Annotated in this window: 24 protein-coding genes and 1 tRNA gene; 13 read left to right on the forward strand and 12 right to left on the reverse strand. The window is 67.1% G+C overall.

Translation table 11 applies throughout. From position 1 onward, the window contains the following. Nucleotides 1-14: 14 nt before the first annotated feature. On the reverse strand, nucleotides 15-3,164 hold the full coding sequence (locus L593_RS01290) for an FAD-binding and (Fe-S)-binding domain-containing protein (protein WP_020445107.1): 3,150 nt from the start codon (nucleotides 3,162-3,164) through the stop codon (nucleotides 15-17). Between the two features lie 110 nt (nucleotides 3,165-3,274). On the opposite strand from L593_RS01290, the gene L593_RS01295 reads away from it, so the two are divergent. Then, entirely contained in the window at nucleotides 3,275-3,592 is a 318-nt protein-coding gene (locus L593_RS01295; RefSeq protein ID WP_020445108.1) for a PRC-barrel domain-containing protein, read from the forward strand. A gap of 278 nt (nucleotides 3,593-3,870) precedes the next feature. On the opposite strand, the gene L593_RS01300 is transcribed toward L593_RS01295, so the two are convergent. Beyond that, on the reverse strand, nucleotides 3,871-5,316 hold the full coding sequence (locus L593_RS01300; RefSeq protein WP_020445109.1) for a DHH family phosphoesterase: 1,446 nt from the start codon (nucleotides 5,314-5,316) through the stop codon (nucleotides 3,871-3,873). A gap of 208 nt (nucleotides 5,317-5,524) precedes the next feature. On the opposite strand from L593_RS01300, the gene L593_RS01305 reads away from it, so the two are divergent. From L593_RS01305 to tmcA, 5 genes are all read left to right on the forward strand, one after another. Beyond that, nucleotides 5,525-6,799 (forward strand): MFS transporter, encoded by a 1,275-nt coding sequence (locus L593_RS01305; protein ID WP_081638731.1) that lies wholly within the window; start codon nucleotides 5,525-5,527, stop codon nucleotides 6,797-6,799. A 39-nt stretch (nucleotides 6,800-6,838) separates the two neighbouring features. Further along, a tRNA-Lys gene (locus L593_RS01310) sits at nucleotides 6,839-6,912 on the forward strand. Nucleotides 6,913-7,401: 489 nt separating this feature from the next. After that, nucleotides 7,402-7,950 (forward strand): putative phosphothreonine lyase domain-containg protein, encoded by a 549-nt coding sequence (locus L593_RS01315; RefSeq protein WP_020445111.1) that lies wholly within the window; start codon nucleotides 7,402-7,404, stop codon nucleotides 7,948-7,950. Between the two features lie 94 nt (nucleotides 7,951-8,044). Further along, nucleotides 8,045-9,151: a CNNM domain-containing protein gene (locus tag L593_RS01320; RefSeq protein WP_020445112.1), complete on the forward strand. Its 1,107-nt coding sequence runs from the start codon at nucleotides 8,045-8,047 to the stop codon at nucleotides 9,149-9,151. 74 nt (nucleotides 9,152-9,225) lie between these two features. Next, nucleotides 9,226-11,700, forward strand: a complete 2,475-nt coding sequence (tmcA, locus tag L593_RS01325) for a tRNA(Met) cytidine acetyltransferase TmcA (RefSeq protein ID WP_020445113.1) — start codon at nucleotides 9,226-9,228, stop codon at nucleotides 11,698-11,700. A 79-nt stretch (nucleotides 11,701-11,779) separates the two neighbouring features. On the opposite strand, the gene L593_RS01330 is transcribed toward tmcA, so the two are convergent. Both L593_RS01330 and L593_RS01335 read right to left on the reverse strand, forming a co-directional pair. Beyond that, nucleotides 11,780-12,409 carry an RNA 2'-phosphotransferase gene (locus tag L593_RS01330; RefSeq protein WP_020445114.1) on the reverse strand — a complete coding sequence of 210 codons (630 nt, stop codon included), beginning with the start codon at nucleotides 12,407-12,409 and terminating at the stop codon, nucleotides 11,780-11,782. Between the two features lie 130 nt (nucleotides 12,410-12,539). Further along, the gene (locus L593_RS01335) at nucleotides 12,540-13,433 is read right to left on the reverse strand and encodes a dihydrodipicolinate synthase family protein (protein ID WP_020445115.1); all 894 of its coding nucleotides are present in this window, start codon (nucleotides 13,431-13,433) and stop codon (nucleotides 12,540-12,542) included. Nucleotides 13,434-13,740: 307 nt separating this feature from the next. Here L593_RS01335 and rpl7ae point away from each other — a divergent pair, with 307 nt between their 5' ends. The 6 genes from rpl7ae to L593_RS01365 all read left to right on the forward strand — a co-directional run bounded on the left by rpl7ae (nucleotide 13,741) and on the right by L593_RS01365 (nucleotide 18,109). Further along, entirely contained in the window at nucleotides 13,741-14,103 is a 363-nt protein-coding gene (gene rpl7ae / locus L593_RS01340; RefSeq protein ID WP_020445116.1) for a 50S ribosomal protein L7Ae, read from the forward strand. Between the two features lie 6 nt (nucleotides 14,104-14,109). Further along, nucleotides 14,110-14,334: a 30S ribosomal protein S28e gene (locus tag L593_RS01345; RefSeq protein WP_020445117.1), complete on the forward strand. Its 225-nt coding sequence runs from the start codon at nucleotides 14,110-14,112 to the stop codon at nucleotides 14,332-14,334. 2 nt (nucleotides 14,335-14,336) lie between these two features. Beyond that, nucleotides 14,337-14,699 carry a 50S ribosomal protein L24e gene (locus L593_RS01350; protein ID WP_049893753.1) on the forward strand — a complete coding sequence of 121 codons (363 nt, stop codon included), beginning with the start codon at nucleotides 14,337-14,339 and terminating at the stop codon, nucleotides 14,697-14,699. Beyond that, a complete protein-coding gene (ndk, locus tag L593_RS01355) occupies nucleotides 14,696-15,154 on the forward strand; it encodes a nucleoside-diphosphate kinase (RefSeq protein ID WP_020445119.1) in 459 nt (152 codons plus the stop codon). Before L593_RS01350 ends, ndk begins: the two co-directional genes overlap by 4 nt. Before the next feature lie 130 nt (nucleotides 15,155-15,284). Next, nucleotides 15,285-17,762: a penicillin acylase family protein gene (locus L593_RS01360; RefSeq protein WP_020445120.1), complete on the forward strand. Its 2,478-nt coding sequence runs from the start codon at nucleotides 15,285-15,287 to the stop codon at nucleotides 17,760-17,762. Continuing rightward, on the forward strand, nucleotides 17,759-18,109 hold the full coding sequence (locus tag L593_RS01365; protein WP_020445121.1) for a hypothetical protein: 351 nt from the start codon (nucleotides 17,759-17,761) through the stop codon (nucleotides 18,107-18,109). The genes L593_RS01360 and L593_RS01365 overlap by 4 nt, the downstream gene beginning before the upstream one ends. Nucleotides 18,110-18,142: 33 nt before the next feature. Here the strand turns inward: L593_RS01365 and L593_RS01370 are convergent, their stop codons facing one another. From L593_RS01370 to L593_RS01405, 8 genes are all read right to left on the reverse strand, one after another. Beyond that, on the reverse strand, nucleotides 18,143-19,225 hold the full coding sequence (locus tag L593_RS01370; RefSeq protein ID WP_020445122.1) for a methionine synthase: 1,083 nt from the start codon (nucleotides 19,223-19,225) through the stop codon (nucleotides 18,143-18,145). Then, on the reverse strand, nucleotides 19,222-20,235 hold the full coding sequence (locus L593_RS01375) for a hypothetical protein (RefSeq protein ID WP_020445123.1): 1,014 nt from the start codon (nucleotides 20,233-20,235) through the stop codon (nucleotides 19,222-19,224). The genes L593_RS01370 and L593_RS01375 overlap by 4 nt, the downstream gene beginning before the upstream one ends. Before the next feature lie 207 nt (nucleotides 20,236-20,442). Beyond that, nucleotides 20,443-21,027 carry a HemK2/MTQ2 family protein methyltransferase gene (locus tag L593_RS01380; RefSeq protein WP_020445124.1) on the reverse strand — a complete coding sequence of 195 codons (585 nt, stop codon included), beginning with the start codon at nucleotides 21,025-21,027 and terminating at the stop codon, nucleotides 20,443-20,445. After that, nucleotides 21,011-22,225: a mechanosensitive ion channel family protein gene (locus L593_RS01385; RefSeq protein ID WP_236608592.1), complete on the reverse strand. Its 1,215-nt coding sequence runs from the start codon at nucleotides 22,223-22,225 to the stop codon at nucleotides 21,011-21,013. Before L593_RS01385 ends, L593_RS01380 begins: the two co-directional genes overlap by 17 nt. Before the next feature lie 2 nt (nucleotides 22,226-22,227). Continuing rightward, entirely contained in the window at nucleotides 22,228-23,067 is an 840-nt protein-coding gene (locus L593_RS01390) for a 16S ribosomal RNA methyltransferase A (RefSeq protein WP_020445126.1), read from the reverse strand. Between the two features lie 79 nt (nucleotides 23,068-23,146). Further along, the gene (locus L593_RS01395) at nucleotides 23,147-23,731 is read right to left on the reverse strand and encodes a DUF655 domain-containing protein (protein ID WP_020445127.1); all 585 of its coding nucleotides are present in this window, start codon (nucleotides 23,729-23,731) and stop codon (nucleotides 23,147-23,149) included. Between the two features lie 130 nt (nucleotides 23,732-23,861). Further along, the gene (locus L593_RS01400; protein ID WP_020445128.1) at nucleotides 23,862-24,218 is read right to left on the reverse strand and encodes an RNA polymerase Rpb4 family protein; all 357 of its coding nucleotides are present in this window, start codon (nucleotides 24,216-24,218) and stop codon (nucleotides 23,862-23,864) included. Beyond that, entirely contained in the window at nucleotides 24,215-24,505 is a 291-nt protein-coding gene (locus L593_RS01405) for a 50S ribosomal protein L21e (RefSeq protein ID WP_020445129.1), read from the reverse strand. The genes L593_RS01400 and L593_RS01405 overlap by 4 nt, the downstream gene beginning before the upstream one ends. A 323-nt stretch (nucleotides 24,506-24,828) precedes the next feature. Here L593_RS01405 and L593_RS01410 point away from each other — a divergent pair, with 323 nt between their 5' ends. After that, complete coding sequence (locus L593_RS01410; protein WP_020445130.1) at nucleotides 24,829-25,980, forward strand: cystathionine gamma-synthase; 1,152 nt, start codon at nucleotides 24,829-24,831, stop codon at nucleotides 25,978-25,980. Nucleotides 25,981-25,982 lie beyond the last annotated feature (2 nt).

Genomic DNA, 25,982 nt, shown 5'->3' on the forward strand with positions numbered 1-25,982 from the left:
GATACGGATTCAGCTCAGCGTTCCGGCTGATCCGGTAGCGCGCTGTCGATTACCTCGACCGGGTGCGCCGCGTCGGTACCGCGAAGGTCCCAGAACTGGGATCGACAGGACGTGCCGGGCGCCACGACTGTCGATGGCCCCTCGGTGCTGGCCTTCGCTCCATCGACCTGCTCGAAGAGGATCCCACCGATCGCTTCGCTCATCGAGAAGTGCTCGGCCTCGTAGCCGAAGGACCCGGCCATGCCACAGCAGCCCGAGTCCAGCACCTCGACCTCGTAGCCCGCCCGTTCGAGGACCCGGGGAGCGTGGCGTTCCCGGCCGATCGCCGTCTGGTGGCAGTGACCGTGGTAGACGAGCGAGCGGTCAGATGCGCCCGCATCGACGCTCGGGACGGGAAGATCGAAGCTATCGAGGTACTCCGCGACGCCGTAGGTGTTCTCGGCGACGGTCAGCACCCGCTCGCTCCCCAGTAGCGTCGCGTAGTCCGACTGGAACATCGCGGCCTCGGAGGGCTCGACTGTGACGACGTCCCAGCCCTCCTCGATGGCGGGTTCGAGCGCTGCGACGTTCTGCTCGGCCCGTTCCCGGGCACGGTCGAGGAGCCCCTTCGAGAACGCTGGCCTGCCGCTGTCGGTGACGCCCTCGGGAACGTCGACGTGGACGCCAGCAGCTTCGAGAACCCGGACGGTCGCCTTCCCGATTTCCGGTTCCATGTACTCGGTGTATGTGTCGGGGAAGACGAGGGCGCGTCGCTCGGCGTCGGCTGGATCGACGCCCGCGTCGCGATCTGCCATCCAGGCGGTGAAGGAGGTGCGAGCGAAGGTCGGTAGCTCCCGTTCGCTCGCGATACCGACCGTCTGCTCCGCGAGCCACCCAGCGCCAGGGAGCGACGCGAGCCAGTTGGAGACCGGCGCGGTCGCGCTGCCGAGTCTGGCCCACCGACGGATATCCCCGAAGAGGCGATCCCGAACGGTCGTGCCGTGCTCCTGGTGGTGCTGGTGGGTGAGTTCGGCCTTGAGCGTCGCCATGTCGACTTCGCTCGGGCAGTCCCGTGCACACCCCTTGCAACCGATGCAGAGGTCGAGGATCTCCTCGACGAACTCCTCGTCCGTCGCCTCGGCGGGGAGGTCGCCGCTCATCGCCTGCCGGAGCGCGTTGGCGCGGCCGCGCGTCGACAGCGACTCCTCTTCGGCGGCGCGGAAGGTCGGGCACATCACGCCGCCGGTCTGGTCCTGCTTCCCGCGACACCCGCCGCAGCCGTGACAGAGTTCGACCATCCCCTGCATGCCGTTGGCGTTCTCCCACTCGAGCGTGGACTCGAAGCCGGATTCGAACGCGTACTCGGGGTCGAAGCGGAGGTGCTCGCTCATGTCGATCGCGCCGGTTTCGTCGCCACAGATCTGGCCGGGATTGAGGAGCCAGTCGGGATCGAACGCGGCCTTGAGGTCGCGTGAGAGGTCCCAGATCTCCACTCCGTAGAGCTTCTTGTTCCACTGGCTTCTGGCTCGGCCGTCGCCGTGCTCCCCCGAAACTGAGCCGCCGAGTTCGGTGACGACGTCGGTGACGGCGTCGGCGATGCCGACCATCTGCTCGACGCCGTCGAGCGTCTTCGTGTTCACGAGCGGCCGGACGTGCAGGACGCCGGGGCCGGCGTGGGCGTAGAACGACGCGAAGGTGTCGTGGTCTTCGAGGATCGCCTCGAAGCGTTCGACGTACTCCGCGAGGTGCTCGGGCGGGACGGCGCAGTCCTCGATGAAGGAGATGTGCTTCGCGTCGGTGGTCCGCGAGAGGAGGATCGGGAGGCCGGACTTCCGGAGCTTCCAGAAGCGGTCGCGCTCGGCCTGGTCGTGAGCCTCGAAGCCGGCGAAGGCGCGCAGTGCTGCGTCTGTGCTGACGTTGCCGGGTGGCGAAAATTCCGTCTCTCGGACGTCTGCTGGCACGCGATCTGCGAGGAGGTCAGCCGTCTGTTCGCGCCCGCGGGCGTCGTCCTCGGCGTAGAACTCGACGAGGAGCATCGCACCCGCACCCTCGGGAACGACGGTGTTCACGAGCGCGCCGAACTCCTCCGTGTCCCGCGCGAGATTGAGGAGCACGTCGTCGAGCACCTCGACGGCCGCCGGATCGTGTTCGAGGATCGGCTCCACGTCCTCCATCGCCGTGACGAGGTCCTCGTACGCGAGCAGGGCGACGGCCTTCGTCTCGGGGATCGGTTCGAGCGAGACCGTTGCTTCGGTGACGATCCCGAGCGTGCCTTCGCTCCCGGCGAGGAGGCGGGCGAGATTGACGGTCCCGCTCTCGCCGAAGTCCTCGCCAGTCGGACCGATCCCGCCTCGGGCCTCTGCGACGAGTCGATCGAGGTTGTACCCCGAGACGTTACGCTTCATGTCGGGATACGCTTCGTCGATTTCGTCGGCGTATTCGTCGACGGCCCGGCGGACGGCCTCGTAGATCCGCGGGAGCAGATCGCCCGAGTCTGGCGCCGGGTCCGCCTCCTCGCGAATCGTCTCGAGGTCGACCTCCCCCAGCGTCGTCATGGTTCCGTCGGCGAGGACCGCCTCCACGGACTCGACGTACGCGTCGGTCTTGCCGTACTGCAACGAGTGCGCGCCGGTCGAGTTGTTCCCGATCGCGCCGCCGAGCGCGCTCTTGTCGCCCCACGCGGGATCGGGCGCGAACTTCAGATCGTGATTCTCACAGGCCGCGTTCAGTTCACCGAGGGTGACCCCAGGCTGAGCGCGGGCCGTGCCAGCGAGGCCGGCTTCGCTCGGATCGACCGCGAGCACGTCGTCCATGTGCTTCGTGAAGTCGAGGACGACCGCCTCGTTGACAGTCTGTCCGGCGAGACTGGTACCGCCCCCGCGGGGGAGCACCGGAATCTCTTCCTCGGCGCAGTAGGCCATCACCGCGGCCACGTCATCGGTCGATTTCGGGAAAACGACGCCGACCGGCGTAACCTCGTACGCGCTGGCGTCGGTCGCGTAGAGTTGGCGGCTGTACTCGTCGAAACGTACCTCCCCGTCGATCCGCTCGCGGAGTGCGGCGACGAGCGCCGGGCGGTGTTCCTCGCCGCCCCGATAGTCGTAGTTTGCGCGGGGGTCAGTGGACGGATCGGCCGTCGTTGCATCCGCCCCATCGACTCCCGTCGGATCCTCCCGCTGAGCCATACTGACACTGACCTGCGTGGAAACAAAAACCCGGCTGTCCGGGAAGATACGCCGTGTTGCGACCAGCCATTCCGCCAAGAGTTAAGAGCCAGCACCCCGACGCCCGGCGTATGGACACGATGCACGGCGGGCTCCGGTCGGACGGCGGCCTCGAGGAGCTCACCACGCTCGTCGGGCGCGAAGTCTACTCGAACAACGGCGTCTACGTCGGAGAGGTCGAGGACGTACGCCTCGACGTCGACGCCAAGGCCGTCACCGGCCTCGCACTCGGGGAGATCAACGCCGACCTGCTCGCGGGCCAGCTCGAGGGCGGCCAGCGCGGAGCGATCGTTCCCTACCGGTGGGTGCGCTCCGTGGGCGACGTGATCATCGTCAGCGACGTCGTCGAGCGGCTGGGGGTCGACAACGACGACGAAGTGATGGCCTGAATTTTCGGCTTGAAACCGTATTTCGTAGCTCTGCTCCGCTCGTAGCCACAGCTTCAGCCGCATTGGAAGCCCCCGCCCGCTCGACCGTCCGCGACTTGCTGTGCTCCTCGGTTCGCTCGCTGACGCTCGCTCACCTGCGGTGCTTGCTTCGTCGGGGACGGATCGAGCGGTCGGCCCCTTCCAGTCCCACCCGCTAGTGCCGGTCGAGGATCACGGAATCCCGGTGGAAGGCGATATCTCACGGTACTCGGCGGTTGCGCCGGCGATAGAAACGGTGGTTAGCTCCCGTTCTCGCCGCTCTCGACGCCCATCGCCTCGAAGAGTTTGGTCTTGACCGCCTCTTCTGTGAGCTGGAGGAGCGTTTCGCGGTTGTCCTCGTTGACCTCGATGCCGGTGAAGATGCCGAGCGGGATGTCGGCGCTGGCCTGCGTGGAGTGACCGGCTGCCTCGCCCATCTCGCTGAAGGCGTCCTGGAGGACGCGGCCGATGTTCAGCCGGATGTCCTTCGAGCGGGCGGCGAGGTAGATGTTGTCGTCGGCGATGCCGAACACGGCGGTGGTGGTGATGCCCTCGAGATTGAGGAGGTGCTGGGCGGCCTGGGCGAGGGCCTCGCGGTCGGTGATGAAGCCAGCGTTCGAGACGAGGTGAGAGCCCTTGACCTCGCGGTTGGTGATCGCCTCCGCGAGCACGTCGAGCGTCTCGGGCGACATCGACGGCGACTCGACCTGTTCCAGCGTGTCGTGGTTCGCGAAGGGGTAGAGGTAGGCCGCTGCGGTGAGGTCCGCAGGGCTGGTGTCGCGTTTGAAGTCGAGCGTCTCGGCGCGGATGCCGTAGAGGAGCGCCGTCGCGACCTCCTCGTCGACGCTCATGTCGAACTCCTGAATGTACTTCGTCATGATCGTCGACGTCGAGGACATGTTCGGTCGCACGTCCACGAACGCCGCCTCGTGCTCGGAGTCGGCCTCGAAGTGATCGATCAGGATGTCGACATCGAAGTCGAAGGAATCGTCCGTCGCCTGTTCGTGATCGACGAACGCGAAGGTGTCGTACTCGTTACGCTCGACGTCGTCCCAGTCCAGGAGGTCGATCCCGAGGAGGTTGACGAACGCGCGATTCTCCTGGTGGCCCACCTCGCCGACGTAGATGATGTCGGCCTCGACGCCGACGTGCTCGGCGATGGCCTGGAGCGCGGCGGCGCTCGCGATGGAGTCGGGATCGGGATTGTCGTGGGTGACGATCGCGACACGTGACTCGGAACCCGTGAGGACCTCTTCGAGTTTGGCAGCCTTGTGCTCGAGTTCGCCGGACTCCAGCGAGCGAAGCGCGAAGTCGGCGATGACGTTGGAGGGGTTGATCACGACGTCGGCGCCGAGGTCCTCGAGTTCGTCGACGGCGACGGGGTCGCTCGCGCGGACGACGACGAAGGCGTCCCCGCTCTCGGCGCGGATGTTACGGACGGCCTCCTTGTTCGCCTCGACGTCGGAGGCCATGACGAGGACGACGTCCATCGACGCGACCTCCGCTGCCGTCTCCTCGTCCCGAATGTCCGCCGTGCGGGCGTTCAGGTCCTGGTCCCGGAGCGCCTCGACGCGGCCCTCGTCGCGGTCGATGATGAGCAGATCCTTGCCCTGCTCGGCGAGTTCCTCGGCGACGAGGTGGCCGACGCTGCCACACCCGAGGATGGCGTAGGTAGACATCGACGTGACGGTGACCCCGGTACTCATGTGCGCCGTCGTACCGTATCCGGCCCCTTAACGCTCCCGACCTTTCTCTCGGCGTGAAACACGCCGCAGGGAGCGAGTTCGTAAGGCTTCCGGCCGACGGAGCGAAGCCGACTCCAGGAACGAACACTCCTCGAAGCGGGGCACCGGAACGTCCTGCCGCGACTTTCGAATCGAAATACATTTTCCCCGACGACAATCCCGGGTGGACGTGGACGACGACAGACTGCAGTTCTGGGCACTCTACCTGACGCGCTTCGCGCAGGGATTCGGCTTTATCTCGCTGATCACGCTTCTGGGCCCCTACATCACGGAACTCGACCCGCAGGCGACGACGATCCTCGGCGTCACGATCAGCGCCGGACTCATCATCGGGATGTTCACGACGGGGTTCACGCTCGCCCAGACCGTCGCAGTCGTGCCGCTCGCGTGGGCAGGCGACCGGTACGACAAGCGGACGGTCCTGCTGATCGTGCTCGCGCTCGGCACCGCGATCTACGCGCTCTTCCCGATGGTCGATTCGAGCGCCTCGTTCATCGCGATCCGAGGCTTGCAGGGCATCGCGGTGACCGGCGCAGGCCTGATGAGCCTCTCGCTGGTCGGCCAGATCGCCGACGTTGGATCGCGGGCGAACGCGATCGGCAAGGCCAACGCAGCGAGCTTCGCCGCCTCGATCCTCGGCTCCGGCTCCGCGGGCGTGATCTACGACGCGTTCGGCTTCGCACCAGTATTCTACATCATCGTCGCGATGATGGCCGGCGCGTGGCTCGGCGTCTACACCTTCCTCGAACCCGACGAGACGCGGATCGAGGGGTTCCCATTCACCGATCTCGCCGTCAACCGCAAGATCGCGACGATCGCCGGCTTTCGGGCGCAGTACGCCGTCGCCGTGACGCTCGTCCGAACGTGGGTTCCGATCTACGCTGGGGTCTCCGTCGCCGAGGGCGGTCTCGCCGTCAGCGGGCTCGCGATCAGCCTCACCGTCATCGCCGAGAAGTTCACCAACATGCTCTGCCAGCCCGTCACCGGCCGCCTCTCCGACCGCGCCGGCCGTTCGGCGTTCGTCTTCGCGGGCGGTGGGGCCTACGGACTGATCGCGATCGCCATTCCCTCCGCGACCTGGATCGGCACGGCGATCGGCACCGAGGTTACACTGCCGCTCCTCGGTTCACTCCCCGCGGCGTACTTCCCCCTCGTGTTCTTCTCCGGGTTGCTCGGCATCGCCGACGCCTTCCGCGAACCTGCGAGCATGGCACTGTTCGCAGACGAGGGCGCCGGCGAGGGCGTCGCGTCGAGTTTCGGGATCCGCGAACTGATCTGGCGACCCGGCAGCGTCGGCGCACCGCTGCTCGGCGGCTGGCTCATGACCGCCGTCGGTATGGACTGGGTGTTCTTCGTCGGCGGCGCGTTCGCGTTGACTGGCGCCGGAGCGTTCCTCGCTATTCTGGTCTGGGATCACGGAGCCGGTGCGCTGCAGGAGTGGTAACGAAACGCCTTTACTTGCCAGCGGGAAAGCGGTGAGCGAGGGCCGGTAGCTCAGTTAGGGAGAGCGACGGACTCTTAATCCGTCGGTCGGGGGTTCAAATCCCTCCCGGCCCGTGGACTGAACCGCTGAGCGACGCGAACGGAGTGAGCGAGCGAAGCGGTGGGGGTACCGGGCGGGTGGGATTTGAAGCAGGGAGAGCGCAGTCTCGCGAGCGCAAGCGAGCGAGGAAGCGATCGACCGTGGTTCAAATCCCGAAAGACTCGCGGTGCTCGTCTTTCGACCTTCGCGATTCCCGCGGAATCGCTCAGTCCCTCCCGGCCCGCTCCCACTTTTTACTCGTTTGGTTTCCTCACTCGCTCCCTGCGGTCGCTCGTTGCGGGAACCACTCCTCGCAAAACTTGGGAAAAACCACGTCGCTGCTCGCTCCGCTCGCAGCGAGTGAACCGCGCTCGCCTCGCTCGCGCGGACGATTCCCTGCACTGGGGCGCCTCCGCTGACGCTACAAATGTGTGCAACCTGAACTACTTGTGTAATCCTTCAAATTCACTTCCGCCGTGCTTTTATCGCGGAGATTCATCCCGGATCATCTGCTCGGATGCGGCATGGACCTCGAAACGGATCCGACCGAAATCACGGAGGACGGCAGGTACTGGCTCAGGGCCCAGCGCGTGACGGGCTACCCGCGGATCGCACGGGACACGTACTTCCCGAAACACGGGGTGCAACGACCCGCGGACGTCACCGAAGCCGACCTGCCGGAAACAGACGACGAAGCCGTCGCCGAACTCGATCGGGAGGCGCTCGCCGAGGGATACGTGAGCGGCAAGTGGCAGGTGATGGCCCCCGAGGAAGACGTGCCAGCGCTGTGGGCCGACGTCCTCGACGACATCGAGAAGGAAGTGATCTGGGACGCGAAAGTCGCCACGGCCCGGGGCTACGAGGAACTGCCTTACGACGAGTACGTGATCACCGTCTACACGCCGAACTACTTCGAGACGCACGACGTCGAGCGCGTCCGAGCACGGTTGCGCGAGGAACACGGAGTGGCGCGAGCACTCTCCTACAAACCCGACATCTACACCAGCAAGGGGATGGTCGACGAGAACGCCGACGAGTGGGGCCTCGAACGAGCCGCCAGATTCCGGGACTAGCGCTTCCAGCCGGGAGTGCACGTCGAAATACCGCTCCCGGCGACGTGCGCAGAAACCGCCACGTTTTCCGGGCCTCCCCGAACAGTCCCGGGTAATGGTCGATCTCGCCACCGCTATCAGACTGGTCGCTGGCGTCGGCCTGCTGCTCGGCAATGGCTTCTTCGTCACGACGGAGTTCGCCTTGACCCGGGTGCGTCAGTTCGACGAGTCGGAGTTCGAGGGGCGGGGGCTCGAGCTGGCCTGGGAGATGACCGAAAAGCTCGAGATCTACCTATCGGGCTGTCAGGTCGGCATCACGATCTGTTCGGTCGGTCTGGGATTCGTCGCAGAGCCCGCGGTGGCGGCGGTGCTCGACCCGGTGCTCCACGAAATCGGGCTGACCAGTCCGAGCGGTGCGGGCCACAGTGCGCTCGCAGTCGGTACCTCGCTCGCGATCATCAACCTCCTGCACGTGATCGTCGGCGAGCAGGCGCCGACCTACCTCGGCATCGAGCGGACGAAGTTCGTCGCGCAGTATGGCGCACCAGTCCTCTTCGCGTGGACGAAGGTCATGTCGCCGGTCATCCTGCTCTCCGACCGCGTCGCGAAGGGCCTCCTCGGCCTGTTCGGCGTCGAGATCGGACGCTCCTGGACCGAAGAAGAGCTGGAGGAAGGGGAGGAGGGAGCGATGACCCGCGGGGAGCTCCGGCGCCGTATGGGCGACGCGCTGTCCCAGGTCGAGGACCTGCCACCGGAACGTCGGGAGGAGGTCCTCGGCGCGCTGGACATCGGCACGATCGAAGTCGAGGATATCATGATCGACGAGTCGGAGATCCTCGCGGTGAGCACGGCGGACCCCCTCGAGACGAACCTGGAACGCATAGCCGAATCGCCGCACGTCCGCTTCCCTGTCGTCGGCGAGTCGCTCGACGACTTCCGTGGGGTTCTGTACACGCCGCTGGTGCTCCGCCACCTGGAGGAGCTACAGGAAGGGACCCTGGACCTCGAGGAACTCGCGACGCCACCGATGACGGTCTCGCCCGAAGCGACCGTCGCGGCACTGATCGATCAGTTCCAGCGTGAGAACCAGGAGCTGGCGTTCGTCACCGAACCGACCGACGCGGACGGTGACGATCGCGTTCTCGGACTGGTCACTGCGACCGACGCGTTCGAGCAGATCACGGGCGATCTCGAAGATCCGATGGACGTCCAGCAGTCCTGAGTGACGGCGCCAGTCCCGGCGAGTCCGATCCCGCCGGGAGAAAACCCCTTGTGGCTCCCCCGAGAGGAACGGGTATGGACCTCGCGGCACTCGCGCGATCGCTTCGATCCGAGGCAGAGCGGTCGGAAGAGCGCCGCGGCATCGTACTCGCCGGGGAGCGGGAGGCCGGGCTCGAAGCGGCCCGACTCGTCCTCGGCGCCGCGGAGATCGAGTTCGGCGACGTGACCGTCGTCGGGCCGCCGAATCAGCTCCCCGCGGACACCGTCTCGACCAACCGCGCCGACAAACTCCTCGGGACGACGAAAGACGCTGTCGTGCTCGACGCTCACGAGGAACTCCGCCCGAACGCCGTCGGACAGGTGGTCGGCGCCGTCGACGGCGGCGGACTGTTCGTGGTGCTCGCGCCACCGCTCTCTCAGTGGGCCGAGCGCCGCGACGGCTTCGACGAACGGCTCGCCGTCCCACCGTTCGAGCGCCGGGACGTGGGGGGACGGTTCAAACGCCGATTCCTCGAACGGCTGCAAGTCCACCGCGGCATCGCGATCGTTGACGTCGACGGCGAGTGGGTCGAGGACGACGGGCTGACAGATCCGGCGCCACGGCTGGAAGACGGTCGGAGCCGGCGGGGGCCGCCCAAGGAGTCCACGTTCCCACCGAGCGTCTACGACCGCTGCCTGACGGGAGATCAGGCAGCAGCAGTCGGTGCCTTCGAGGTGCTGAATCCCACCGACACGCGAGCAACCGACCCCCGTGCCATCGTCCTCGAGGCCGACCGGGGTCGCGGAAAGTCCAGCACAGCAGGGCTCGCTGCGGGTGCCCTCGCTGTGGACGGAGCGGACGTACTGGTGACCGCGCCACAGTACGACGCCGCGGCGGCGATCTTCGAGCGTGCAGCGGAGGTGCTGGCAGACCTCGACGTCGCTGTCGACTCCGACGGCGAGCCACCGAAGGAACTGCGAGTCGGCCGAGATCCGGACGACACCGACGACGAGCGTGAATCGGCCTCGGGACACGTCCGGTTTCGCACTCCCAGCGATGCGGTGGAAGTAGCAGGCGACGCAGACCTGGTGATCGTCGACGAGGCGGCGGCACTGCCGGTCGCGCGCCTCGAAGCGTTCCTCGCCGCGGACCGCGTCGCGTTCGCGACGACGATCCACGGGTACGAGGGCGCCGGCAGAGGCTTCTCGGTCCGGTTCCGCGACCGTCTCGCGGAGAGCCGGCACGACGTGGACGAGGTCAGACTCGACGAGCCGATCCGCTACGCGGCCGGCGATCCGATCGAGGCCTGGGCGTTCGACGCACTCCTGCTCGACGCCCGACCCGCCGTCGATCAGGTCGTCGAAGACGCGACGCCGGGGAGCGTGGAGTACCGCCGGCTCCCACCCGAGGACCTCCTCGCCGACGAGCACCTCCTGCGAGAGGCGTTCGGCCTCCTCGTGCTCGCTCACTACCGGACCGAGCCGGACGACCTCGCCAGGTTACTCGACGCGCCGAACGTCGCCGTCCGTGCGCTCGTCCAGGACGGCCACGTCGCAGCCGTCGCGCTCCTCGCACGCGAAGGCGGACTCGGACCGGACCGCCGCGCCGCGATGTACGACGGCGAGCGCATCCGCGGCCACATGCTCCCCGACGTCTTCACGAGCCAACTCCGGGACGAGCGCGCTGCGATCCCAGTCGGGGCTCGCGTCCTCCGCATCGCGACCCACCCGGCCGCCAGACGGCGGGGCCTCGGCTCGCGGCTTCTCGCTCGCTTGCGGACCGAGGCGACCGACGGATTACCGGAGTGGAACGGGGCGCCCCGGCCCGCAGAAGCGTCCGACCGCGACGGGCTCGACTGGCTCGGCGTCGGCTACGGCGCGACGCCCGATCTCCTGCGGTTCTGGGCGAGCTGTGGCTACCGGACGGTCCACCTCGCGACCACCCGGAACGATCGCAGCGGCGAGTACTCCGCGCTGATGGTCGATCCGATCTCCGAAGCTGGGCAGGAGCTGCACGATCGAACGGCTCGACGGTTCGGCGGGCGAATCGGCGACGTACTTGGAGACGCCCTAGACGACGCGGAGCCGGACGTGGTTCGGGCCGCGCTTAGCGCGACAGACGCGACGGCGGCCCCACCGCTCAACCTGACCGACTGGGAGTGGCGGGTCGTCGCGAGTGCGGCGTACGGCCCAGGGCTCGCCGACGTGGCACCCGGACCCTTCCGCTCACTCGCAGCGAGACACCTGATCGACCCGCTCGATCCGGAGGCGCTGGACGACACAGGCGAGCGGCTGCTCGTCCGGAAAGCGCTCCAGTCCTGGGACTGGGACGCCGTCGCGTCCGACGTGGGGTATCACTCCACCGGCATGGCGATGCGGGACTACGGCGACGCCTTCGAGCCGCTCGTCTCCCTGTACGGGACCGACGTCGCGCTGGAAGAGCGGGCTCGGTACGTCGAAGCCGACGAGACGCCGGCGCTGGAGGGCGAGACGCTTCCGGGGAGCGGCGCGAATGCTGACGAACCAGGTACAGCGGAGCAGCATCTCGACGAGCCTGACGACGGCGCCTGATCGAGGGCTGCTGAGCGAACACTGTCAAGCGAATGCAGTCGAACGAGAAACGGCGAGCGACAACTGCCGAGCGATTCGATCAGTCCCGCCGCTCGACGTACTCCGGTGGAACCCGATCGGCGGTGAAGACGCCGTTCCCTCGCTTCGTGATTCGATGGCCCTTGGCGACCATGCCGGCCGCGTCCACCCGCAGCACTTCCGGATCCGCCGCGTGGCGAGCGCCGACCTCGACCGCTTCGGCGACCGAGCCCGAGAGGTGAACGAGTTGCCGAGACATCGGCCGGATTCCCTCCGACAGGATCGCCTCCACAGAGTCGGGTGCAGTCCCGTGGTAGAGCACGTCCGGAATTGGCGCGTCGCTGGGTTCCAGTTCGACCGGGACGGAGTGACCGTACGCGGCTCGGACCCGGTCGTCGTCCACTTCGAAGCGTCCCTTCGGATCGGTGGCGACCACTGCAGCAACCGCGGCGTCGTCGGCCCAGTCGTACTGGCGTCGGGCCGCGTCGACGAGGCCAGGCCGGGCGGTCCAGCCGCGCTCGTCGAGATCGATCCCCGCGTCGTCGGGAAAGTGTCGGAGCGCGCCGCTCAGGTACTTCGAGAGGCGACGTCGGCGCTCGGCGTCGATGACTGGCTCACCGACGTTACCACAGACCGGACAGCGATCTCCCTCGTGAAACCCGTGCGACGAGCAGCGACGAACCTCGGGCACGGACGAGGGTTCGTGAGAGCGAGCAAAAAGGAGCGGGAAAAGGAGCCCGGAAAGGAGCGGGAAAAGGAGCCCGGAAAGGAGCGGGAAAAGGAGCCCGGAAAGGAGCGGGAAAAGGAGCGGGAAGAGGCAGTTAGATCGCGTCGCGTGCGTCGTCGACGGCCTCGTCGATCCGGTCGTACGCCGACTCGGGGACCGCGCTCAGGGGTGGCCGAACCGCGTCGCTGTCGATCACGCCGCGCTGGACGAGCGCGGCCTTCGATGCCGTCGCGAAACCCACGTCGAGACAGACGTCGAAGAGGTCGGCGATGGCGTCGCTGGCGGCTCTGGCGCGCTCGCTCTCTGGCTCGTCGACGAGCACGGCGAAGACCTCTGGGACGACGTTTGCGAGGGCGTTGACGCCGCCATCGATGCCCATCCGGAGACCGGGAACGAGCAGCGTGTCCCAGCCCTGGAGGACGAGGAAGTCGTCTGGCGTCTCCCGCAGGAGGTCGAGCGTGTAGTCGAGGTCGCCGCTGGAGTCCTTGACGCCGATCACGTCGGGGCGCTCGGCGAGGCTCGCGACGGTCTCAGTATCGAGCGAGGTCCCGACGTAGACCGGGATGTTGTAGAGGATAATCGGGAGCGGCGAGCGGTCGGCGACGGTCGCGAAGAACTCCTCGATGCCGGTCTGGTCGTCGGACGTGTGGAAGAATGGCGGCGTGAGGACGGCGGCGTCAGCGCCGGCCGTGGCGGCGGCCTCGGCCTTCGCGACGGCGTCGTCGATCGCCGTAGCCGAGACGCCGGCGACGACGGGAATGTCCGGACTGCTCACCTCGACGACGGTTTCGGTCACGGCGAGTTGTTCCTCGTCGGTCAGGCTCGCGAACTCGCCGGTCGTCCCACAGGGGAAGAGCCCGGTCACGCCGTTGGATTCGACGTGGTCGACGACGGCAGCCAGTGCGTCGTGGTCAACGTTCCCGTCGGCGTCGAATGGCGTCACGAGCGGCGGCGTCTCGCCGGTCAGCGCAGTCTGGAGATCGGACATACGTCGGTCTGTGCCACGCGGGGCGAAAGCACTTGTCCTCGCGGAAGCGAGATAGCGGTCACGGCCGAGCGCAGCGACCGTGGAAACCGGCGGTTTCGCCACGCTCGCCCCATGTGGAGGGCTGCCACGCCGGCGGTCGTTTGAACACGCTTTTAATGGGCCCCATCGATAGTTCGGAGTACAGCCTGCACCGGGTTGATGAAGCTCCTAGCCACACAGGACTATGCCCGCTCACGGCGGGGCCGGTACGCCGAAGAGGCGGCCGGGATGGCAGGGGAGCCCGAGCCCGAGTGCAGGAGGTGATCCAATGCCAGTATACGTAGATTTCGACGTGCCGGCTGACCTTCAGGACGACGCCCTCGAGGCGCTGGAGGTTGCCCGGGACACAGGTCAGGTGAAGAAGGGAACGAACGAGGCGACGAAGTCCATCGAGCGAGGCAACGCTTCGCTCGTCGTCATCGCGGAGGACGTCACGCCCGAGGAGATCGTCATGCACCTCCCCGAGCTCGCCGACGAGAAGGGCGTCCCGTTCGTCTTCGTGGACGAGCAGGATCAGGTCGGCCACGCCGCCGGTCTCGAGGTCGGCTCCGCCGCGGCAGCCGTCGTCGACGCCGGCGACGCCGAGGACGACGTCGAGGACATCGCCGCCAAGGTCGAGGAACTCCGGTAATCGCCCATGAGCGCCGAAGAGTCCGAGGCCGGCTCCACGCCGGCTGAAGTCATCGAGGTCGTCGGCAAGACCGGCATGCACGGCGAAGCCATGCAGGTCAAGTGCCGGATCCGCGAGGGCGACAACCAGGGACGAATCATCACGCGCAACGTCCTGGGGCCCGTCCGCGAGGGCGACGTGCTCCAGCTGCGCGAGACGGCCCGCGAGGCCGACTCCATCGGAGGCCAGTAACGATGCCCCAGACCCGAGAGTGCGACTACTGCAGTAGCGAAATCCCGCCGGGCACGGGCACCATGTTCGTGCGCACCGACGGCACCACGATCCACTACTGCTCCTCGAAGTGCGAGAAGAACGCCGAACTCGGCCGCGAACCCCGCGACCTGGAGTGGATCCAGGACGAGGAGGCCGAGCGACTCGCTCGCGCCGAGGAGGGCGCCGAGGAGTCCGTGGAGGAATCCGTCGAGGAGCCCGACGTGACCGAGGAGGATTCCGAGGACGACTCCGCAGACGCCGACGAGGCGGAAACGTCCGACGAGGCCGACGCTGACGAGACCGAGGCAGACGACGAAGACGTCGAAGAGGACGACGAAGAATGAGCGAGCGCACCTTCGTGATGGTCAAGCCCGACGGCGTCCAGCGCGGGCTGATCGGCGAGATCGTATCGCGACTCGAGGAGCGCGGGCTCAAGCTCGTCGCCGGCAAGTTCATGCAGATCGACCAGGAGCTCGCCGGGGACCACTACGGCGAGCACGAGGACAAGCCGTTCTTCGACGACCTCGTGTCCTTCATCACCTCCGGACCAGTCTTCGCGATGGTCTGGGAGGGGCAGGACGCGACGCGGCAGGTCCGCCGGATGATGGGCGCGACCGATCCCGCCGACGCCGCCCCCGGCACGATCCGGGGCGACTTCGGTCTCGACCTCGGCCGGAACGTGATCCACGGCTCCGACCACGAGGACGAGGGCGCGAACGAGCGCGAGATCGACCTGTTCTTCGACGACGACGAACTGGTCGACTACGAGCGCATCGACGAGACCTGGCTGTACGAGTAGTCAGCGTTTCGGCGTTCGCGGCGGTTTTTCGCGGTGCTGTGCGCTTTCGAACAGGGACGACCCCGTCACCATAGCGGCGAACCAGTCACTCGGGCCGCAGCTATAAGCCACCGGAGGCAAATCTTGCGCTGTGGTCTCGGAGCACACGCGCAGGGCGATCCTCGGGGCAGCGCTCGGGAGCGGGATCGCGATCAGCGGCGTCCCGCAGATCCGCCGGTACCTTCGACTGTTCGCGCCCCTCTCCGGCGGCGCGTGGGACGCCGCGCGACGCGATCCAGGCGGCGACTTCGCGAGCCCGTACGGCGACGCGACGATCCGCAAGGACGAGTACGGCGTCCCCCACGTCGACGCCGAGAGCGAGGAAGCCCTGGCATACGCCACGGGCTACGTCCACGGCACCGACCGGCTCTTCCAGATGGACCTGTTCCGCCGGCAGATGCGCGGGACGCTCTCGGCAGTCGCCGGCGACGCGACGGTCGAGTCCGACGAGTTCCACCGCCGCATGGACTTCACCGCCGCAGCGGAGGCGACGGTCGAGCAACTGCGTGGCACCGAGACGGAACCGATCGTCGAGGCCTACGTCGAGGGCGTCAACGAGGCCCGCCGAACGGAGGGGCTCCAGCTCGAGTTCGAGTTACTGGAGTACGAGCCCGATCCCTGGACGGCGACCGACGTCATGCTCGTCGAGAAGCAGATTTCCTGGGGCCTGACCGGGAACTTCCGGCCGCTCCAGCAGGCCGTCGTCGCCGACGAGTTCGGCGAGGACGTCGTCGAGCGGCTCTACCCCGACCGGATGGACCACGACTCGCCGATCCTCCGGGAGCAGACGCTCGAATCAGGTTCCCAGGAGCTTCCGGGTAGCGGTGCGGCTGCAGAGGCGTCTGCGCTGATCGGTGACGAACTCAAATCGGTGAGCGATCGGGCTGACCGAAAACCGACCGGACCCAGCGGTACCGGCGGCCATCGCGTCGGCCCCGAACTCGCCGACTACTGCTCACAGTTCACCTGGCCGACCGGCGTCGGCTCGAACTCCTGGGTCGTCTCCGGCGAGCACACCGCCGACGGCGAACCGATCGTCTGCAACGATCCCCACCTCCTCCTGCTCGCGCCGCCGGTGTGGTACGAGCAGCACCTCGAGTGTGCGGCCTTCGAGACGCGCGGAGTCGCCTTCCCGGGCGCGCCCTTCGTCGTCATCGGCGAGAACGACTCCGGTGCCTGGGGATTCACCAACGTCGGCGCGGACGTCTGCGACCACTACAGCTACGAGACCGACGGCAACCGTTACCGCTACGGCGACGAGTGGCGCGAGTTCGAGACGGAGGAGGTCGAAATCGAGGTCGACGGTGCGAGCAACGAGACGATCACACGCCGGAAGACCGTCCACGGCCCGGTCGTCGAGGAGGCTGGCCAGGAGGTCGCCGTGCAATGGACTGGGCTCGCGGGCACAGAGACGTTCGCCGCGGTCAGAGACCTCGCACACAGTGAAGGGCTGGAGGACGCGGTTGCGGCACTCCGGCGTTTCGACGCGCCGACGCAGAACTTCGTGTACGCCGATACGGCCGGCAACACCTTCTACTGGACGACGGGGCGGATGCCGATCCGCCGCAGCGACGGCGAGATCGTCCGCGGCGACCGAATCTTCGACGGCTCTGCGCGGGAAGGCGAGTGGACCGGGTTCGAGCCGTATGGGCAACCGTCCTGGGAGGGCTTCGTTCCGTTCGAGGACAAGCCTGGCGTCGTGAACCCCGACTACCTCGCGACGGCGAATCAGCGCGTGATCGACGAACCCGGGTTCTACGTCGCGGACGGGTACGCGCCGCCGTTCCGCGGCGCGCGGGCCTACGAACGGCTCGACGCAGCGGTGGCCGAGGGCCCAGTCGACCTCGATACGATGCGCGACGTCCAGCAGGACGTGCTCGACCGACGGGCACGATTGCTCGTCCCAGACCTCCTCGAGGTGCGGGACCGGCTCTCCGGCGGCGCAGCGTCGCTCGCCGACGACCTCGATGGATGGGACGAGCGGACGACGACGGACTCTCGCGGCGCGCTCGCCTTCGACCACCTGCTCGACGCGTTCCGCGAAATCGTCTTCGAGGAGCCCTTCGAGGCCAGGTCGGCCCTCGACGACCTCGATTCGCTGCCGACCCCGAACGACTGGATCCTCCTCACGCTCCCCGCCGACGATCCGTGGTTCGATCGCGACGCGGTGCCGGCACGCGAGGACGCACTGATCGAAGCCGCCGAGCGTGCAGCGGCCGAAATCGACGACGCGGGCCACGGCACGTACGGCGACGCGAACCGACTCGGCATCGAGCATCCCCTCGGCGTTGGCTTCCTCGCCTATCCGAGCAAGCCCGCCGAGGGCTCCGACGTGACGCTCAAGAACGTCCGCGTCGACGACGACGTCGGCAGCAGCTGGCGGATGCTCGCGCCGCCGAACGGCGACTCGGAGGCGATCCTCCCCGGCGGCAACGACGGCGACTACTTCTCCGAGCACTACCACGATCAGCTCTCGATGTGGCTCGACGGCGAGTACAAGACGATGGCACGCGAGCACCGCGGCTCGACGTTCGCGACCTTCTCCGGCGACGGAGGTGATGGAACGTGAGCGTCGTCGCCGAATTCACGACCGAACTCGATCGGATCCGCGCCGAGCGTCGCGCCCGCTGGACCGCGACGGCGATCGCGCTCGGCATCGGGATCCTGGCCGCCTTCCTCGATCCGCTCGGGATCGTCCTCGGCGCGATGCTCGTCGCACTCCCGGCGATCGATCCCTACCGCGGCCTGCTCCGTGGACTGGGCTTCGGCGTCCTCGTCGTCGGGCTGCTGGCGATCCAGTTGTTCGTCGCAGGAACGCTGGGCCCCGCAATCGGACTCGGGCTTCCCTTCTACCTCGCGATCGGAATCGGGGTGGGGTTCGGCCTGCTCGGCGGGCTGGTCAGGGGAATCGTCTGAAACCGCAGCTGCTGGGAAAACGGCGGTCGGCAGTTAGTCGTCGGCGCTGGCGGGAGCCTGCAGGACGTCGATTTCGCCGGCGTCGAGTTCAGCCTCGACCTCGCGAGCGGCCTGGACCATGTTCTCCAGCTTCTGGTAGGCTGCGTTGCGGGGCAGGAGCTTCACGCCACAGTCCGGCGAGACGACGAGCTGTTCGGGCGGAACGATCTCGAGGCCCTTCTTGATGTTCTCCTTGATCTCTTCGACGGACTCGACCTCGGCAACGTGGGCGTCGAGGACACCCATCGCGAGGTCGGCGGTAAATTCGGGCTCTTTGAACACGTCGACCTGTTCGAAGTCGCCGTTTGCGAGTTCGAGGTCGAACTCGTCGACCGGGAACTCGAGGATCTCGGGGTAGATCCGGGAATAGTCGCCGTAGCAAACGTGGAGCCCGATGCGGACGTCCTCGGGGAGGTCCTCGACGACGCGCTCGAGGGCCTCGCCGACGATGGCGTGATCGTCCTCGTGCTGGGCGAGCGCGGGCTCGTCGATCTGGATGTAGCGTGCGCCGGCGTCGACGAGCTTCTCGACCTCCTCGTTGACGAGTTCCGCGAGGTCGTTGGCGAGGTCGGCGGTCGTCTCGTAGTGCTCGTTGAACACCCAGCGGGCCAGCGTGTAGGGGCCCGTGATCGGGACCTTGACGGGGCGGTCGGCGACCTCCGACGTGAACTCGTACTCGTCGACGAGCCACTGCTCGCCGTACTCGACCTCCGAGACGACGGAGGGCTTGTCGAAGTAGTTGTGGCCCCAGACCTTCACCGGCCCGTTGAACTCGTAGCCCTCGATTCGTTCGGCGAAGTACTCGACCATCTCCGTCCGGCGCATCTCACCGTCGACGACCACGTCGAGCCCGGCGCGTTCGTGTTCCTTCGTGATCAGGCGAGCCGCGTCGTCCTCGGCCTCGGCCAGCGTCTCCTCGTCGACGGGCTCGAGTTCGACCTGGTCGACGTCCTCCTGGTGGTGACACCGCTCGCGGACGCGGTTGAGCCACTTCGGCTTCGGGTAGGAGCCGACGACCGTTGTCATGAGGAAGTGGTCGTTCGGGTGGTCCTCGGGACGGAACTGCTCCTTCGTCATGCTTCCACCTCCGTGGTCGCGGCAGCCGCACCGAGCGCCTCCAGCTTCTCGCCGAAGCGGTTCGTCGGCAGGAAGAACAGGTCGGTGTTCGCCGTCGCGTAGATCCGACCGTAATCCGCGGCGGGCGTCTGCTCCTGGAACCACTCGACGCGCTCGCGGATCGTATCGGCGGACTCGACGAGCGTGTTCCGGCCGTCGACCAGCCCGAGCAGGACGTCGTCCGTGGCGCCGTACTCCTGCGCGTTGTAGACGTTCGCGTCGTGGTCGGAGACGAGGTCGAAGCCGACGGCGTCGATATCCGCGTCGAGGAGGTGCGCGTAGACGCGCTCATCCAGTGCGCCGTAGACCGGCTGGACGGCGACCTCGGCGTCGATCGCTGTCGCGACGGTGTCGATGGCCTGACTCGCGCGCTCGTCGAGGCCCTCTCCAGGCGCTGCTTCGACGAGGGACGGCTCGAGGAGAGTCAGGTGTGCGACGTCGGGGAACTGCTCGGCCTCGTCGGCGAGGAACGCGGCGACGGCGTCCACGAACTCTGCCTCGTCGCCGTAGTGCTCGTCCGTCGCGAGGTCGGCGAGCGTGTAGGGACCGGGCAGTACGGCGGCGAGATCGGCGTCGGACTCGTGCTCTGCGGTGATCTCGGCGGCTGCCTCGAGTTCTGCGGCGACGTCGCCGCTCGCCTCGAGGTCGTCCGTGACCACCGGCTCCCGGTAGAAGTTGTTGTTATTGTAGTACCGGACGATCCCGCGCGTATCAACTGCGTCGGCAACCGCGAGCGGGTGGGCGAGCATGTCGTCCCAGCGGAGCTGTCCCTCGACGACCAGGTCGAGCCCGGCGTCGAGTTGCTGCGTTACGACCTCCTCGCGAGCCTCCTCATACACGCCCGTGATCTCGGCACCTTCGGTGCCGTCGATCAGATCGTGCTTCTGATGCCCTTTCAGTTCCTCCAGATCCCGCTTGGCCCAGTCGGGCAAGGGGTACAGTCCCGGCGTCGTCGAGACGAGTTCCGTCATGCTACCGCCGACTACGTAATGACGGGCTTTAATATTTGCTCTTCAATTTTATACGTTGTAGTAATCTATCTCGGTCACCGCTTGCGAATGACTCCCACTATCAGACCAAACAGGAGGGCGAGTGCTGAATGGAAATGGACCTACCGGAGCGCTAATGGGAACTGACCTGACAAAGTGCTATATGGAGACGGTATGGCCGCGTTCGAATCACCGGACGAGTTTCAGGACGCTCAACGTCTCGAAGGGGAACGAATCCTCGGCGACGGCGGCGGCCGAGAAACCGGCAGCGGACGCGAGTTCGACGACGTCGTCGACGCCGGTCAGCGACGACACGAGTAGCAGTACGACGCCATCTGGTCGAAGGGCGCGGCCGACGTCGGCCAGGAGCGGTTCGATCACCGCCAGTCCTGACTCGCCGCCCGAGAGCGCGACCTCCATCCAGTCCGATCGCTCCTCGTCGGGTTCCGTCGGCAGATAGGGCGGATTGCAGACGACCGCGTCGAAGCTATCGGCAGCGAACGGATCGAGGAGGTTCGCCCGGAGCGCCTCGACGCCACGCTCTCGGGTCTGTTCACACGCGTCCGGGTTGAGGTCCGTGCCGATCACGTCCGCACCGGTCTCCTGGGCGATTGTCGCTGCGACGTATCCAGATCCGGTACCGACCTCGACGACGCGGTCGTCGGGTCCGAGGTGCTCGATCGCAGCGGTCGCGAGCAACCGGGAATCCTCCGCCGGCTGGTACACCGTCTCGGTCTGGCCCCTGCGGGCCGCGAGGTCACGCTCCGGCGTCATCGCCGTCCTCCTCGGAGGCAGGCCCGCCGTCGGCCGATTCGACGCCACCGTCGGCGGGTGCATTGTCGCGATCTGGTGCCGCGGCGGGCGCGTCTGCGTTTGCCGACTGTGCCTGGGCGTCACCGAGGACGCGGAATCCGCCCTGCTCTTCGCGACCGGTGAGTTCCCGCTGCGGGAACGGGATCTTGACGCCCTCCGCTGCGAAGCGATCCTTCACCGCGCGGATCATCCGGGTCCGCGCGCGCCAGCGGCGCCGCGAACTGGGGTGTTCGATCCAGCCGCGGACGCCGAGCGTGATCGACGAGTCGTCGAACTCCTTGACCACTGTCTCCGCCCGCGGGACGGACATGATCATGTCGATGTCGGAGACGGCGTCGGTGGCGACGTCGCGAGCGTGCTCGACGTCGGCCTCGTAGTCCACGCCGACCTCGACCTCCATGCGGAGGCGGCCCTTCCGCGAGCGGTTCTTGACCATCCGGTTCCCGATCACGTCGTTTGGCACCATCACGAACTCGCCGTCGAACGCCTGGATGCGGGTGTTCATCAGCGTGATGTCGGTGACGATGCCCTCGGCTTCCTCGGCGCCCTCGCCGACGCCGATCCAGTCCCCGACCTCGAATGGTCGAGAGAACATGAGCACGAAGCCTGCGAGCAGCGATCCGAGCGTTTCGCGGGCAGCGAAGCCGACCACGATCCCGAGGAACCCCGCCCCGATGAGCAGGCCACCGAGGTTGACCTCCCAGACGCCGAGGACGAAGACGATCCCGACCGACCAGAAGAGCAACTGGGTGAGCCGGTAGCTGATCTCCCGCTCGTGTTCGCTCATCGCGTCGCTCTCCTGGGTCACGTCGTTCAGGAGCCGGCGGGCGACGCTCGTGAAGACCTGGACGCCGACCAGCACGGCGACGGTGACGGCGATCTGGGGTGCGCGCCGTTCGAGTTCGAGCAACCCGAACTGGCTCGTCAGCGTCTCCGTCTCGCCCCAGAGATCTGCGACGGCGACGACCGCCCCGACGATGATCGCGATCGACAGGACCGAGCCGATGAGGTCCACAGCGATCGGCGCGATCCGGTCGGAGAGTCGCTGGCGAAGCCGCCGGACGAGATACGCACCAGCCAACGCGACGAACGCGATCGACAGTGAGACGAGGATCCGCGCTTCGACGGAAGTCACCGCGTCCCCCAGACCGAGCGCCACGGTCAGGCCACCCCCTCGGCGAGTGCGAGACTCGCCAGTTCGGCGAACCGCTCCGGCGGCAGTTCGCCAGCGCGTGCGCTCATGAGGTCCTCGTCCGCGGCGGCGACCACTGCATCGGGGTCGTCGAGGTCCGAGATGTGGGCGGTGTTCCGGATCGCGTTTCGCATCGTCTTCCGCCGCTGGGTGAACACCGCCTTGACGAATCGGAGGAAGAACTCGTCGTCTGCGACGTCGTACGTCGGCGTCCGTGGGGTCGCGCGGACGATCGCACTCTCGACGGCCGGCGGTGGGGAGAACGCCTCCGGCGGAACCGGTTCGACCAGGTCGACGTCGGCGTAGTGGCCGGCGCTCACCGTCAGGCGGCCGTACTCCGGGGTGCCGGGTTCGGCGGCGAGCCGTTCGGCGAACTCGAGTTGGACGGTCAGTACGAGCGGCTTTCCGGTGGGAAGCAGCCGAAAGAGGAACTCGCTGGAGGCGCCGTAAGGAAGGTTCGAGATCGACGCGTCGAAGTCGGGGTACTCGACCGCGAGGGCGTCGCCCTCGATCAGGTCGAGTCGTCCCGCCTCGATCGCGTCGGCGAACTCCTCACGAAGGAACGTTGCGAGCGTGGGATCTCGTTCGATCGCAGTGACGCGGTCGAACCGCTCGAGCAATCGGTCGGTGAGCGCACCGGTTCCCGCACCGATCTCGAGGACGTGCTCGATCTGGCCGCTGTCAGCGGCGGCAGGATCGAGGTGGTCGGGCAGCCTGTCCAGCACCCGGTCGTCGACCAGGAAGTGCTGATCGCGGTCGGGGTTTCCCGATACCCCGGCGCGAGCGAGCAGCCCGTCTGGATCCCTCATCGTCGCCGGATTGGCCGTGGTCCCACCTTAAAGCTCCGGCACGGAGTCGGGAGTGGGTGCCCGGCCACCAACCGACGGCCTACTCGTCGTCACGGACCGCGAACAGCCGGTACTTCAGGTCGTCGCCGCGGATCTCCTCGAAGATGCGCTCGCGGATCACGCCCTTCGGATCGTGCAGCCCGTCGACGCGGTCTGCGACGTCGTCGAAGCTCTCGAAGGGGCCCCGGCGCTTGCGTTCCTCGAGAATCGAATCGCGGAGTTTGTCGCCGATGCCGGGCAGCAGATTGAGCTGGTGGAGCCGGAGGGTGATCGGTCCGGCCTCGTTGTAGACGTTCACGAACCGGTCCGACTCGTCTTCGAGCAGTTCGTCGATCACGTAGTCGAGTTCCGAGTTCGCGCCGCTCGGCAGGTCGTCGTACTCGATCTCGCGGACGTGATCGACGTCGTCCCAGGCGTCGGCGGGAGCGACGTCGATCTCGTCGCCGATCGACGTCTCCCCGTCGTCGGCGAGCGCGAACTCGTAGAGGTGGAAATCCTCGGTATCGACGCCGTACCCGACCGCAGAGCGGCGGTACTGGGGTCGGTCGTCATCGCTCCGACCGTGGGGGAGATAGTCCAGGACGACCGCGCGACGAACCGTCTCGTCGCTCTTGGAGTCGCTCATGATACGTTCCGTACGGCGAGTGGATACTTAAAGAATCGGCCACGGCCTCGTGGAGGGTGCCGGGGATGGCAGGTGACTCCAGCGAAGAGAATCGAACGGATCGAATCGAAGAACCAGGTCCGCGGAGCGGTCAGGCGTACTTCGCCACGACCTGCAGGATCTCGTCGAGTTCGTCGCCGTCGAGCGTGTAGCGCTCCTGGGCGAAGACCGAGCGGAGTTCGTCGCGGTTCTGGGGAAGGAGGTCCGCGATCTTGTAAGCCGTCTTCTCGTCGACCTTCTCCAGGTCTTTGAGTTCCTCGACGAGTTCGACGGACTCCTCGGCGTCGAGGACGGCGAAGCGGTTGACGTGCTCGACGGCCCGTGCGAGCTCGTAGCGCATCTCGCGGTCTTCCTCGATGGCCCGCTCGTCCTCGATGTCCTCGAGGAGCTGCTTGGCCTCCGAGATCGTGAGGTACTCCTCGTCGATCGTCTCCTTGAAGATCGTCATTCCTGTGCCGTCAGGTGCGCAGCCGTCGCGATGATCGTCTTCGCTTTGCCACCGTCGTCGATGCGAACCTTGTACGCGGAGCCCTGCTCGCCGACGACGACGCCGGTGTGACCGTTGAAGCGGGGGTGGAAGCGGCCGTCCGAGACGCTCGGGTCGAGTCGGAGGTGGACGGACTGACCCTCTTCGAACTCGGCGATAGCGCGCTGGGGCGGGGACGTCCCGCGGTCGCGTGGATCGTTCGAGAGCTTCTCGCGGGTTCCCCGGCGAGGTCCATGAGAGTCGGGCATAGTTCTGGCGAGTGATATCCCGGCCGCGGGTATAAAAGGTGCGTTCTCGGCTCGTCCGCGAGCGCCGAACCGTCCGGGGTTGGACCGACTGAGGCAGGACCGTTCAGGGCCGGACCGTCCGGGGCAACACCGTCGGGGCTTGACCGTCCGGAGCAGGACCGACCGAGGCAGGATCGGTCCGCGGGCGGGACTGACCACCACATCGGCCACCGACCGGCGCGACCGAAAGACGCCCCAGCCGACGCCAGACCTGGTGAGCGATGTACAGATCCCTGGCAAGGACGACCACCAAGGATTACCCTGAGGCAGTCGAGGTGTCGACCATGGAACGGTTCGAGACGCGGTCGATCCACGCGGGGCAGGCCCCGGACGACGAGACGGGTGCCGTCATGCCCGCAATCCAGCTTAGCACCACGTTCGAGCAGGACGCACCCGGTGAGGACAAAGGGTACGAGTACGCGCGCACGGGAAACCCCACCCGCGCGGCACTGGAGGCCAACCTCGCGAGCCTCGAAGGCGGGGAGTTCGGCAGGGCGTTCGCCTCCGGGATGGCTGCGATCGACGCGATCCTCCACACGCTCGAAGCGGGCGATCGGGTGGTCGCAGGCAACGACGTGTACGGCGGGACGCACCGGCTGCTTACCCAGGTGTACGACCGCCACGACCTCGAGACGAAGTTCGTCGACGTGACAGATCTCGACGCCCTCGAGGCTGCAATGACGCCCGACACGGAGCTCCTGTGGCTCGAATCACCGACTAACCCACTACTCTCCGTCGTCGCCATCGAGGCTGCTGCGGAAATCGCCGACGAGTACGACGCGCTCTGTGCCGTCGACAACACGTTCGCGACGCCCTACCTCCAGCGTCCGCTCGACCACGGCGCCGACCTCGTCTGCCACTCGCTGACGAAGTACCTGGGCGGTCACTCGGACGTCGTCGGCGGTGCGATCGTCACCGACGACGAAGGCCTCGACGACCAGTTCGGATTCGTCCAGAACGCGGCCGGCGGGACCCCAGGGCCGTTCGAGAGCTTCCTCGTCCTTCGGGGGACGAAGACGCTCCCCGTCCGGATGGACCGCCACTGCGAGAACGCCGCACAGCTTGCTTCGTGGCTCGAAAACCACGACGCAGCCGACCAGGTCTACTACCCTGGACTGGACTCCCACCCAGGACACGAGATCGCCGCCGAGCAGATGGACGACTTCGGCGGGATGGTCTCCGTCGAGTTCGACGCGAGTCTCGACGAGACGTCGGAGCTGGTCGCCGCGACGGAGGTGTTCACGCTCGCGGAGTCCCTCGGCGGCGTCGAGAGCCTGATCGAGCAGCCAGCCGCGATGACCCACGCTGCGATCCCACGCGAGGAGCGGATCGAGGCGGGCCTCCGGGATGGATTAGTCCGTCTGTCCGTCGGGCTAGAGCACGTGGAGGACCTCCAGGCGGATCTGCAACAAGCGATTGAAGCCGCTATCGAGTAGTC

Origin of the sequence: Salinarchaeum sp. Harcht-Bsk1 (assembly GCF_000403645.1) — an archaeon.
In the GTDB taxonomy this organism is placed as follows: Archaea; Halobacteriota; Halobacteria; order Halobacteriales; family Salinarchaeaceae; genus Salinarchaeum.